Origin of the sequence: Pasteurella testudinis DSM 23072, assembly GCF_900176075.1 — a bacterium.
Lineage (GTDB): Bacteria > Pseudomonadota > Gammaproteobacteria > Enterobacterales > Pasteurellaceae > Chelonobacter > Chelonobacter testudinis.
The window spans coordinates 124,786-136,179 of sequence record NZ_FWWV01000001.1 but is presented as its reverse complement, the minus strand read 5'-3'; the positions used below and the strand labels follow the sequence as shown (position 1 = coordinate 136,179).

General features: G+C 48.2%; 12 protein-coding genes. All 12 read right to left on the bottom strand.

Going from position 1 to position 11,394, the window contains the following annotated elements; genetic code table 11:
• Positions 1–185: 185 nt before the first annotated feature.
• A complete protein-coding gene (locus B8880_RS00670; protein WP_084255309.1) occupies positions 186–731 on the bottom strand; it encodes a DUF1523 family protein in 546 nt (181 codons plus the stop codon).
• Between the two features lie 22 nt (positions 732–753).
• On the bottom strand, positions 754–1,551 hold the full coding sequence (locus B8880_RS00665) for a YchF/TatD family DNA exonuclease (RefSeq protein WP_084255307.1): 798 nt from the start codon (positions 1,549–1,551) through the stop codon (positions 754–756).
• A complete protein-coding gene (holB, locus tag B8880_RS00660) occupies positions 1,552–2,547 on the bottom strand; it encodes a DNA polymerase III subunit delta' (RefSeq protein WP_084255305.1) in 996 nt (331 codons plus the stop codon). It abuts the gene before it with no gap.
• A 2-nt stretch (positions 2,548–2,549) separates the two neighbouring features.
• Positions 2,550–3,203 (bottom strand): dTMP kinase, encoded by a 654-nt coding sequence (gene tmk, locus B8880_RS00655; protein ID WP_084255303.1) that lies wholly within the window; start codon positions 3,201–3,203, stop codon positions 2,550–2,552.
• Positions 3,193–4,245, bottom strand: coding sequence for an endolytic transglycosylase MltG (gene mltG, locus B8880_RS00650; protein WP_084255302.1), 1,053 nt, complete (start codon positions 4,243–4,245; stop codon positions 3,193–3,195). The genes tmk and mltG overlap by 11 nt, the downstream gene beginning before the upstream one ends.
• 196 nt (positions 4,246–4,441) lie before the next feature.
• A complete protein-coding gene (locus B8880_RS00645; RefSeq protein WP_084255300.1) occupies positions 4,442–5,677 on the bottom strand; it encodes an ATP-binding protein in 1,236 nt (411 codons plus the stop codon).
• Positions 5,678–5,876: 199 nt separating this feature from the next.
• Positions 5,877–6,776 carry a DMT family transporter gene (locus tag B8880_RS00640; protein ID WP_084255298.1) on the bottom strand — a complete coding sequence of 300 codons (900 nt, stop codon included), beginning with the start codon at positions 6,774–6,776 and terminating at the stop codon, positions 5,877–5,879.
• Between the two features lie 80 nt (positions 6,777–6,856).
• Positions 6,857–8,089, bottom strand: coding sequence for a phosphoglycerate dehydrogenase (gene serA, locus B8880_RS00635; protein ID WP_084255296.1), 1,233 nt, complete (start codon positions 8,087–8,089; stop codon positions 6,857–6,859).
• A gap of 22 nt (positions 8,090–8,111) precedes the next feature.
• A complete protein-coding gene (gene rpiA, locus B8880_RS00630) occupies positions 8,112–8,771 on the bottom strand; it encodes a ribose-5-phosphate isomerase RpiA (RefSeq protein WP_084255294.1) in 660 nt (219 codons plus the stop codon).
• A 75-nt stretch (positions 8,772–8,846) separates the two neighbouring features.
• The gene (locus tag B8880_RS00625) at positions 8,847–9,623 is read right to left on the bottom strand and encodes a nucleotidyltransferase domain-containing protein (RefSeq protein WP_208610867.1); all 777 of its coding nucleotides are present in this window, start codon (positions 9,621–9,623) and stop codon (positions 8,847–8,849) included.
• A gap of 8 nt (positions 9,624–9,631) precedes the next feature.
• On the bottom strand, positions 9,632–10,783 hold the full coding sequence (gene hemW / locus B8880_RS00620; protein ID WP_084255292.1) for a radical SAM family heme chaperone HemW: 1,152 nt from the start codon (positions 10,781–10,783) through the stop codon (positions 9,632–9,634).
• A gap of 5 nt (positions 10,784–10,788) precedes the next feature.
• Complete coding sequence (gene rdgB / locus B8880_RS00615; protein WP_084255290.1) at positions 10,789–11,391, bottom strand: RdgB/HAM1 family non-canonical purine NTP pyrophosphatase; 603 nt, start codon at positions 11,389–11,391, stop codon at positions 10,789–10,791.
• Between the last annotated feature and the right edge of the window lie 3 nt (positions 11,392–11,394).

The window sequence follows — 11,394 nt, the reverse complement described above, 5'->3', positions numbered from 1 at the left end:
ACCATAATTAAAGTAGTCACACTACATTAAAGTCTATTTTTCAACCCAAAAAGTTAAAAAATAGACTCCATTTGTTTTTTTTTTGAGCGATTGTAAATTTAAATATTCTTTAAAGATATAAAAAAAGTGCGGTTTAATAACCGCACTTCATATAAAGGAATTTTTACCGAATTCGGGTTGAATGATCAGGCTTGTTCGCTGTCAAACCAACCGCGGATAAACTGAATGGAGAGGAAAAGCGTGATCAGCAGCAGGAAATATAATACATAGCTGGCGATCGGCAAACCGGCGCTGGCATTTTGATCCACTTCTTTCATTGACGTCATATTGCGGAACTCGTCGAACATCACTAAACGCCAGCCGTAATATTTCACCTGCACCGTTTTTTTATCCACCGCAAAGCCTTGCGCTTTGGCCTGCAAATCCGCCGAGTTAAATTTGAAATAGAACGGAAAACCCCAACGGGTATCTTCGTTGCGGTACACCATCACTTTTTCGGTTTTCGGCGCTTGGGTGTAAATATAATACACATCACGGGTCGGGCCGTCCGCCGGATTGGCTTTGGTGATCGGGCCGTCTTTGTCCACCCGCTTCACTTCCACACCGGTAATCTGGGTGACTTCATAGTGCGGAAAATAAAAATTGACCGTGGCAAACAACACGCCGTGAATCAACAACGCCACTAAGATAAAAAACAGTTTAACCGAACTGCGAAACGTAAATTTAGCCATAACTTTCCCCTTTGTTATTCGTTTAGGCTTGTCGGGCGGTCAACAGGTTGACCTTAAACAAACGCTCAAAATTTTGTGTAGTAATCTGCGCCATTTCGACCGCACTTACCCCTTTTAACACCGCCAAATACTCACACACTTCGCGCACATACGCCGGTTGGTTCTGTTTGCCGCGATACGGCACCGGCGCCAGATACGGCGAATCGGTTTCCACCAGCAGCCGATCCAGCGGTACGCTTTGAATCACATCGCGAATCTCCTGCGCATTGCGAAAGGTAATGATGCCGGAAACGGAAATATAGAATCCCAATTCCAGTGCCTGATCCGCCGTCCATTGATTTTCGGTGAAGCAATGCATTACCCCACCGCACTTTTGCGCACCGCCTTGTTTTAACAAATCAATCGTATCTTCACGCGCCGCACGGGTATGGATAATCAGCGGTTTGTTCAATTGCTTGGCAATCTCGATTTGCTCAGCAAAAATCCGCTGTTGTTTGGCTTTATTATCGGCACTGTAGTAATAGTCCAAACCGCACTCGCCAATCGCAATCACTTGCGGATTTTGCGCCAAGCGCCGCATTTTTTCGCCGTCAAAGGCTTCGTCTTCCACATTCAACGGGTGCACGCCGCAAGACAACGACACGTCTTGTCGCTGCGAAAGTGCGGTCTGCAACCGTTCGAAACCGCTCAAGGTGGTGCTGATCGACAGCAGATGTTGCACATCGCGCTGTTTGGCTTTTTCCACCACCTCGTCCATATTTTGATGCAGATTTTCATAATCTAAACTGTCCAAATGACAGTGTGAATCGACAATAAACACTTATACCTCAATATTCTGTTCAAAAACTTGCATAATTAATTTGCTTAAACAATCCAACACCATCAACTCTTGGTTGACGGCATTGATTTGGCTGAAATCCTGCCGCAACTGCAAAATTAACTGGTTGCCGTGCAAAAGTGCGGTCTGCGGCAAACGTTGGCTAAACTGCTCAATGCCGTTGGCAATATCCTGATTAATCCAGCCTTGTTTGATATGCAATTTACATTTCAGGCTGTCACTGAAAAACGACGACAGCCAATTTAACTGGCGTTGCAACAACATCTCATCTTTAAAGGCAAACTGCTGCAAAAACGGTTCGAGTTGGCGCTGTTGATAAAACAGCCAAAACTGGCGTAAAAACTGTTTGCGCAGCGGCAGCCACGCTTTTTGCAGCGCATTCAACGCCGCTAACGGGCGGTTGTAATTGACCCGAAGTGCGGTGTCCAAATCCTCGTCCGTCGCCTCGATTTGTCGGCGCAACCAACTTTTCGCCAATGTTGGCGACGGTGCAGTCAACGTCCACACTTGGCAGCGGCTGTAAATGGTCGGCATTAACGGTGCCGCCAAATCCGCCAACAGCAAGAAATAGGTTTTCTCGCTCGGCTCTTCCAAGGTTTTTAACAGCGCATTCGCCGCCGCTTCGCTCAACAATTCCAAATTCGGCAAATACACCACTTTATTGCCGTCCTGCCGTGCGTATTGCTGCAATGCGGCGATCAGCTCGCGCACCTGATCGATCCCGATATTTTTACCGTCCTGCAACAGCAGTTGATGAAAATCCGGATGATTGCCGCTGGCAAACAGTTGGCAGTGCTGACACTGACCGCAGGTTTGCAAACCGCTTTTTTGTTCGCACAACAATCCGGCGGCAATGCTTTGCAACAACTGCTCACTGCCCAAGCCCTGATCGCTTTTGAACAGCAAGGCGTGATGCCCGTGCCCGTCGGCGAAAGTGCGGTCTAACTGTTGCAGCAGCGGCTCAAACCAAGGATACATTTTTAGCGTTCCTGTTTTGCCAACCAAGCACTGACCGCACTTTGCACGGCAGCACTGACCTGTTCGATCGATTGTGCGGCATCAATCAAAATCGCATTCGGATCGGCGGCAACCAATTCCAAATAACGTTGACGGGTGCGCTGGAAAAAATCCAGTTGCAATTGTTCGATCCGATCCAGTTCGCCACGGCTTCTGGCACGGCTCAAGCCCAATTCGGGATCGATATCCAAATACAGGGTTAAATCCGGTTTAAAATCGCCCAATACCGTGTCGCGCAAGGTCGCCAGCAAAGTGCGGTCGATTTGCCGTCCGCCGCCCTGATAAGCCTGCGACGACATATCGTGCCGATCGCCTAACACCCATTTACCGCATGTTAACGCCGGACGAATCACATTTTCCACCAGCTGAATCCGTGCCGCATACAGCATTAACAGTTCCGCTTTATCGCTGATCACTTCCTTGCCGTCGCCGAATTTGATCAGTTGGCGCAATTTTTCCGCCAACGGCGTGCCGCCCGGTTCTCGGGTGAATTCAACCTGATCAATACCGTTCGCCTGCAATGCCTTCAGCACCGCCTCACGCGCGGTGGTTTTTCCTGCACCTTCCAGTCCTTCCAAAACAATAAACTTACCGCACTTTTGCATATTAGTTTCCATTTTTTTGCGTGCGCAACCATTTCAGATATTGCTGCACCGCTTGATTGTGTTCGGCTAAGGTGTTGCTGAATTTATGTCCGCCGCTGCCGTCCGCCACAAAGTAAAGTGCGGTGGTTGCCGCCGGATGCGCCACCGCTTGCAGCGAGGCTTCGCTCGGCATCGCAATCGGCGTCGGCGGCAAGCCGTCGATTTGATAGGTATTGTACGGCGTTTTTTCGTCCAAATCTTTACGCCGGATATTGCCGTTATAATTGTCACCCATGCCGTAAATCACGGTCGGATCGGTCTGCAAGCGCATACCGCGTTTCAAGCGGTTGACAAACACGCCCGCCACCTGCGCCCGTTCGCTGTCAAGTGCGGTTTCCTTTTCCACAATCGAGGCTAAAATCAACATTTCATACGCATTTTTCAACGGCAGATTATCGGCTCTGCCCTGCCACGCCTTGTCTAACGCCTGCACCATACGCGCAATCGCACGTTGTAGTAATTCGTTATCGCTTGAGTTCACCGTATAATGGTAAGTATCGGGATAGATCCACCCCTCCAGTTTTGCCGTTTCCTTCAGCTCAGGCAGTGCCGTTTGCAACTGGCTGGCAATATCGCTCTGACTTTCGCCTTGCAACGTATGGCGCAAGTGCGCTGCGCTACGCAAGCTGCTTAACACCTGTTTAAAGGTTTCGCCCTCGCCGAAGCGAATGGAAAATTGCGCCTCCTTGCCGCTGTTCAGCAGCAGCAATAATTCACGCAAATTCGTCACGCCGTTGAGGGAGTAAGTGCCGGCTTTGACCGCACTCAGCTTAGGCTGCAAGCGCAATAAAAACGGGAAAAACGTGGTGTCCTTTACCAAACCCTGTTGTTGTAAAAACTCGCCCAGTTTTTTGCCGGTCGTGCCGCGCTCAATCGTCAGCAGTTGATCGGTTTCGGCATGAATGGGCTGTTGCGCTAAGTTTTGGATCTGCTGATAGCCCCAATAACCGCCAGCGGCAACCGCAATAAACAGCAACAAACTCAATCCCAAAAAGCAATAAATCAGTTTTTTCATAACTCTTAATCATTCAAATAAAAACGCGCAAAAAACGGGTGTAGTGTAGCAGGAAACCGCACTTGGCGATAGCAATCTGCACGAACGAATTTTTCGGCGGATTGCACGCTGAGTCAACGTCCGATTGCAAACTATTATTCCGTCTAATTGTTAATTACAACTCCGTCCAATTGTAATCTAAGTTACCGTCCGATTGCTATTTCCATAACCAGTTTATCGGTACGGCAAAACTGTTTTCAGCCACGTTTAACGCCAGACAACTGTTGCCGCTATAGAGAATCATTCCGCCCTGCCACGCCTGTCCGGCGACTTCCGCCAAGCGGCGTAATCCGGTGCCGTCTTTCGCTTGAATCGAAGTGGCTTTTTTCACTTCCATGCCCCAGACTTTATTGCCTTGTTCAATCACCAGATCGACTTCAACCTGATCTTTATCACGATAATGGGAAAATTTCAGCTCCGGATCAACCCAACCTGCCTGACAAATCAATTGTTGCACCACAAAACTTTCCACAAGCGCCCCGAACCGCCCATTGGGATCGTTCCATTGTTCTTTGCTTTGATCACTTAAATAACAGGCGATGCCTGAATCGATCACATGCAGTTTAGCCGCTTTAATCAAACGGTTAGCGCCGTTTTTATGCCACGCCGGTAAGCGGCGAACCAAAAACAACCGCTCTAAAATCGTCAGATATTTATCCACCGTTTGCCGGCTGATATTGAGATCGTTGGCAATATTATTGACATTAAGCAGATTACCGGTGCGCAGCGCCAGTAATTTCAGCAAGGTTTCCAACTCATCACCCTCGCGAATGTGCGCAATATCCTTCACATCGCGCTGGATCACCGCATTCAAATATTGCTGATACCAGGCTTTGACCCGTCGCCCCTCTCTGGTAAGCGCCACCGGATAACCGCCGGACACCACTGCGCTAATTACTTCATCAATTTCCGCCGCACCGCCTTTGATTTGCGGCGTGATTCGGCGCTTAACCAAGCGTTCGAGCAAGGAATCCTGACCGCCCTGCTTCTCCTGTTCCGACAAAGGTTGCAAATAGATCACTTCCATGCGTCCGGCAAGGGAGTCTTGTGCGCTTGGCAACAGCAATAAATTCGCTGAACCGGTTAATAAAAACCGTCCGTTTTTGCGGTTACGATCCACTTCCGCTTTGATTTCCAACAGTAATTCCGGAATACGTTGCACTTCGTCCAACGTCACATATTCCGGCAGCGACTGCACAAATCCGCCCGGATCGGCTTTCGCCATATTTAAAAGTGCGGTATCGTCAAACGTAATGTACTCACGCTGTTGGCCAAACTCTTTCACCAACGTGGTCTTCCCCACCTGTCGCGGGCCTAACAAGCACACCACCGGCGTATCGGATAATGCGATCTCAATTTCGCTTTTTAAATATCGGGGAAAATAATCACTCATTTTTCGTTCGCTTCCGTCTGATTGCAATCTAATCTTCCGTCTGATTGTAATCTAATATTCCGTCCAATTGCAATCTTAGTTGGCGTCCAATTGTTAATTACAGTGTCGTTCAATTGTTAATTACAACTCCGTCCAATTGTAATCTAATCCCGCGTCTAATTGGTATTTTACATTTAAATTATTAAAGTAATTCAAGGCATTATTTGATTTTTTTACGGCGTTTTTTCGTTCGCAAAGAACCTAAATAGATCGCCAAAAGCGTTAAGCCTGCACCGAGCCATTGTAGGCGGTTAATCGGTTTTAACAGCCAAAAATAGTCAATCAGCAGGGCGGCGACCGGCTCACTGAGCAGCAGTAAGCCGGTGACGGAGAGCGATAACAGCGGAATCGCGTAGGCGATAAGTCCCCAAGCAAAACATTGCATTAATGCGCCGTAAAGCAAAATCAAGCCGACATCACGCCAGGTGGTCGGGTATAAATTGTGGCTGTTAAGCAGTAGTGAAGGCAGGAACAGCGCCAACATACCGCCCAAACTGATCAGCAACATTAACGGGAAAAGTGCGGTTTGCTCGACTTGCTGGGTTTTGCGCACAAACACCATCGACAATGCCAACATGCCGCCGGATACGATGCCGCTGACAAAGCCCCAACCGGCATTACTGTTGTGCCCGAATTCCGGGCTGGCGATCAGCGCGACACCGCCAATCGCCAACATCAGACTGAACAGTTGTAATTTGGTTAGCCGTTCTGCAAACCAGATAAACCCGATCGCAGACAGAAAGAAGATTTGCAGGCTGTTGAGTAACGTGGAAATGCCCGGTCCGACCGCATAAATACTTTCGTGCCATAATGCCAAATCGAAGCCCAAAAACGCGCCGGACAGCAGCGCCATGCCGATTGCTTTGCGACTTTGCGGCAGTTTTTGCTTAAACATACGCATTAAGCCCCAAAAAATCAGGGCGGCAACCAGCAAGCGCCAAAAAGCAATCGCATAAGCGCCCACCGGCACAAATTTAACGATCAGGCTGCCCAGACCGAAGATGACACAGCCGATAATCAACAGCGGTGCGGCGTAGTTGGTGTTTGTTTGTTGTGACATTTTCTGTTCCGAAATAAAAAGCGGCTTTCATCTGAGAAAACCGCACTTTGCAGAGATTAAACCGATTTTCAAACGCTGGGTTAGAACAACACGCGCGCCTTAATCGTGCCTTCGATACTGCGTAAACGTTGCAGCACGCTATCGGTATTGGTGGTTTCCACGTCGATCACCACATAACCGATCTGCGGATTGGTTTGTAAAAACTGCGCCGCAATATTTACCCCTTCGTCGGTAAAGATTTGGTTGATCTTGTTCAGAATGCCCGGACGGTTGTAGTGAATGTGCATTAAGCGTTTGGTACCTAAATGCTCCGGCAACGAAACTTCCGGGAAGTTGACGGCGGATAAAGTCGAGCCGTTATCGGAATATTTCACCAGTTTATTCGCCACTTCCGAGCCGATATTCTCTTGCGCCTCGGAGGTTGAGCCGCCGATATGCGGAGTTAAAATCACATTGTCGAAACGGCGCAGCGGCGATTCGAACGGATCGTTGATTGACGCCGGTTCGGTTGGGAACACGTCGATTGCCGCGCCCAAAATACGACCGCTGTCCAGCGCATCTGCCAGCGCATCGATATCAACCACCGTGCCGCGTGCGGCGTTGATCAAAATCGAATCGTCTTTGAGCTGCTCGATCCGCTCTCTGCTCATCAGGTTCTTGGTCGAATCGTTTTCCGGCACATGCAACGAAATCACATCGCAGGTGGAAAGCAGTTCTTCCAACGTGCGGATCTGCTGCGCATTGCCCAACGGCAGTTTATTTTCCAAATCATAAAAGTAAACGTGCATCCCGATCGCTTCCGCCAAAATGCTCAATTGCGATCCGATATGACCGTAACCGATAATGCCCAGTTTTTTGCCGCGCACTTCATGCGAACCGGTCGCCGACTTATTCCACAAGCCGCGATGCACTTCCGCATTGGCTTGCGGAATTTTGCGCATTAACAGTAAAATTTCGCCCAACACCAGTTCGGCAACGGATCGCGTGTTGGAAAACGGCGCATTAAATACCGGAATACCGCGCTGTTTGGCTGTTTCCAAATCCACTTGGTTGGTGCCGATACAGAAACAGCCGATGGCGATTAGTTTTTGTGCGTGTTGCAACACTTCGGCGCTCAGGTGGGTGCGCGAACGGATACCGATAAAATGGGCGTCTTTGATCGCTTCGATCAAGTCTTCCGAATCCAGCGCTTTTTTGTGGTATTCAATATTGGTGTAACCGGCATGGTGCAGGCTGTCTAATGCGCTTTGATGCACGCCTTCCAACAACAAAAATTTGATTTTTGCCTTATCCAATGAGACTTTTACTGTCATTTTCTTCCCTCTGATTTTTAAGTTAATCTAAAATCTTGGCGCCTTGCGCACTGCCGACAATCACAATATCAGCGCTGCGTAAGGCAAAAATTCCGTTGGTGACCACACCGGCGATATTATTCAAGGTTTTTTCCATTTCTATCGGCTGCATAATGTTAAAATGGTGCACATCTAAAATCACATTACCGTTATCGGTAACCACACCTTCGCGATATTCAGGCTGTCCGCCCAAACCAACCAATTTACGCGCCACATAAGAACGCGCCATCGGAATCACTTCAACCGGCAGTGGAAATGTTGAGCCTAACACATCAACTTGTTTACTGGAATCCACAATGCAGATGAATTTTTTTGCTAATGAAGACACAATTTTTTCACGCGTCAACGCCGCGCCGCCGCCTTTAATCATCATTTTTTGCGGATTGATTTCGTCCGCACCGTCCACATAAATATCCAGTCCGGAAACGTCATTGGCACTGAACACCTCAATCCCCAACGCCTGCAAACGCCGCTCGGACTCTTTCGAAGCGGCAACCGCACCTTTGATTTGATCTGCCATCGAGCCTAAGGCTTCGATAAAACAATTGACGGTCGAACCGCTGCCGACCCCGACGATACTGTCCGCTTCCACATATTTCAACGCCGCTTGCGCCGCCTGTTTTTTCATTTCGAGCTGATCCATGAGTTATCCTTATGATGATGAAAGAATTGATTTATCTTACTATGTTATTGCGATTGTTCAATCCTCCGCAATAACTTATTGCTTAAGCCATTTTCTAAATAGCGCATTCGCCATTTGGTTATCCGGCACATCAAACTTTGCCAATGTGTGTACATACTGCTGATAATAATTAATTTTTTCTTCGATAAATTGATTAATCCGTTCAATTTTCAGCTCCAGATCAAACTCCTCGCCAGCCAGTTTGCGTGCCAGCAGAGCCTCGATGCAGCGTCTTAATTCAGGCGCTAAGATCGGATCATTTAACAGATCGACAAACAGAATCGGCGGATTGCAACGATATTTTTCAATCCACATGCAGGCTAAAATAGGGCGGAGCACATAAAAATATTTTTTGATTTTCACCAAATCGGATTTCAAATAGCCTCTGAAATTTCCGTCTGCCATATGTAAATAGTGATGAATCATACTGCTCGCAGAAAAATAGCTATCGGCAAGCTGGCGAAACTCATTTAAAAATAACGAATTAGCCTGATAAACAATTGGTGAGTACAGCCATTCCGCAAGCGCCGGATTCCCTTTGCGGCATAACTTCAACGCTTTTTTCAAATCCCAACCGCTAATATCCAGCAGATCATTAATCGGATATTCCAACACATCGTGCGGATCATCGATCGACAGATAATCCTCTTTTGTCCGACTGTAAATAAAGCGAACATCATAATCGCTATCTTGCGAAGGAAAGCCCCAAGCACGGCTGCCCGATTCTATCGCATACAAAATCACAACATTTTCTTCCGCTTCGATTCTTTTTAATTCATGGCGAATTTTTTCTAACATAATCGGCTCTATCATCGCGCTTATCACTCCTCTAAAAAACATTGCAACAATTCATTCAAAAACAATTTTCCCTGCTCCGTCACCTGCCAAGTGCGGTCGGTTTCCACAATATATTTTTGTTGCTTTGCCCATGCAATTTGCGTTGCAACCGTGCTCAACGGTAAACCGGTCAAGCGAGTAAAATCACTCTTCTCCACCGCTTCAAGCAGACGGAAGCGGTTCATAAAAAATTCAAACGGGCGCTCAGCGGCGGAAACCGCACTTTGCGTATGCAGATAATTACCCTGCATATAGCCTTTCGGGTGTTTGGTTTTGGCATAACGTAAAATTTCGCCATTCGCAAAACTGACTTTACCGTGCGCACCGCAACCGATCGCCAGATAATCGCCGAAGCGCCAGTAATTCAAATTATGCTGGCACTGATAGCCCGGCTTGGCATAAGCGGAGGTTTCATATTGCTGATAGCCTGCCGCCGTCAGCAGTTGATGCCCTTGTTCGAAAATATCCCACAATGCGTCATCATCGGGCAGTTTGGGTGGACGGTAATAAAACATCGTGTTCGGTTCAATCGTGAGCTGATACCACGACAAGTGCGGTGGATTCAGTGCAATCCCTTGGCGCAAATCATTCAACGCCTGCTCAACGGTTTGATTGGGCAAACCGTGCATTAAATCAATATTGAAACTGTTTAAGCCACTGTTTTTGGCAAACTGGATCGCCTGCACCGCTTCTTCCACGTTGTGAATCCGCCCCAAGCGTTGCAATTTTTCCTGATCGAAACTTTGAATGCCCATCGAAATGCGGGGCACGCCGGCTTGGCGATAACCGATAAACCGCTCTGCTTCTGCTGTGCCGGGGTTGGCTTCCAGTGTGATTTCAATCTTGGGTGAAAATGGAATGCGCTGTTCCACCTGTTGCAACAGATAAGCAATGCCCTGCGCTGAAAACAGACTCGGCGTGCCGCCGCCGATAAAAATCGAATGCAAAGTGCGGTTTTGCACATAGGCTAAATCCTGATCCAAATCGGCTAACAGATGTTGAATGTATTCCGCTTCGGGAATCACTCCTTTCTGCGCGTGCGAATTGAAATCGCAATAGGGGCATTTTTGCACGCACCATGGAATGTGAATGTAAAGACTTAACGGTGGCAGAACAATCGGTCGTGGCTGTAACATATCGATTACTTAACGCCCTCTAATTTGCGGCGTAACACCTGCAGCGCATTGGCACGGTGCGAAACCTGCTTTTTCTCCGCCTGTTCCATCTCGGCAAAACTGGCATTTTTCGGCGGATAGAAAAACAGCGCATCATAACCGAAACCGTTTTCGCCACGTTCTTCTGATAAAATTTCGCCGTGACATTCCCCCTCGGCGATAATCGGTGTCGGATCATGCTCATGCCGCAACAACACAATCACGCTGACAAATTTTGCGCTGCGATCCGTTTGCTTTGCCATTTCCCGCAATAATTTCGCCCGATTTTTAGCGTCGTTACCGTCCTCGCCGGAGTAACGGGAAGAATACAGCCCCGGCGCGCCGCCAAGTGCGGTCACGCTCAAACCGGAATCGTCGGCAATCGCCGGTAAACCGCTGATTTTAGCCGCGTGGCGCGCTTTTAAAAGCGCATTTTCTACGAAAGTCAGCCCCGTTTCTTCCGGGCTTTCAATGCCGAACTCGCTCTGCGCCACTACCTCAAAGCCAAACTGCGCCAACACGTCCGCCATCTCTTTCACTTTGCCTTGATTACCGGTTGCTAAAACGATTTTTTGTTGTTTTTGTTGCATATC

Excerpts from the sequence above, each read along its gene's own strand:
- B8880_RS00670 (WP_084255309.1), bottom strand. The coding sequence starts at position 731 with ATGGCTAAATTTACGTTTCGCAGTTCGGTTAAACTGTTTTTTATCTTA.
- B8880_RS00645 (WP_084255300.1), bottom strand. The coding sequence starts at position 5,677 with ATGAGTGATTATTTTCCCCGATATTTAAAAAGCGAAATTGAGATCGCA.
- mltG (WP_084255302.1), bottom strand. The coding sequence starts at position 4,245 with ATGAAAAAACTGATTTATTGCTTTTTGGGATTGAGTTTGTTGCTGTTT.
- tmk (WP_084255303.1), bottom strand. The coding sequence starts at position 3,203 with ATGGAAACTAATATGCAAAAGTGCGGTAAGTTTATTGTTTTGGAAGGA.
- holB (WP_084255305.1), bottom strand. The coding sequence starts at position 2,547 with ATGTATCCTTGGTTTGAGCCGCTGCTGCAACAGTTAGACCGCACTTTC.
- B8880_RS00625 (WP_208610867.1), bottom strand. The coding sequence starts at position 9,623 with ATGATAGAGCCGATTATGTTAGAAAAAATTCGCCATGAATTAAAAAGA.
- rpiA (WP_084255294.1), bottom strand. The coding sequence starts at position 8,771 with ATGGATCAGCTCGAAATGAAAAAACAGGCGGCGCAAGCGGCGTTGAAA.
- rdgB (WP_084255290.1), bottom strand. The coding sequence starts at position 11,391 with ATGCAACAAAAACAACAAAAAATCGTTTTAGCAACCGGTAATCAAGGC.
- serA (WP_084255296.1), bottom strand. The coding sequence starts at position 8,089 with ATGACAGTAAAAGTCTCATTGGATAAGGCAAAAATCAAATTTTTGTTG.
- B8880_RS00640 (WP_084255298.1), bottom strand. The coding sequence starts at position 6,776 with ATGTCACAACAAACAAACACCAACTACGCCGCACCGCTGTTGATTATC.
- hemW (WP_084255292.1), bottom strand. The coding sequence starts at position 10,783 with ATGTTACAGCCACGACCGATTGTTCTGCCACCGTTAAGTCTTTACATT.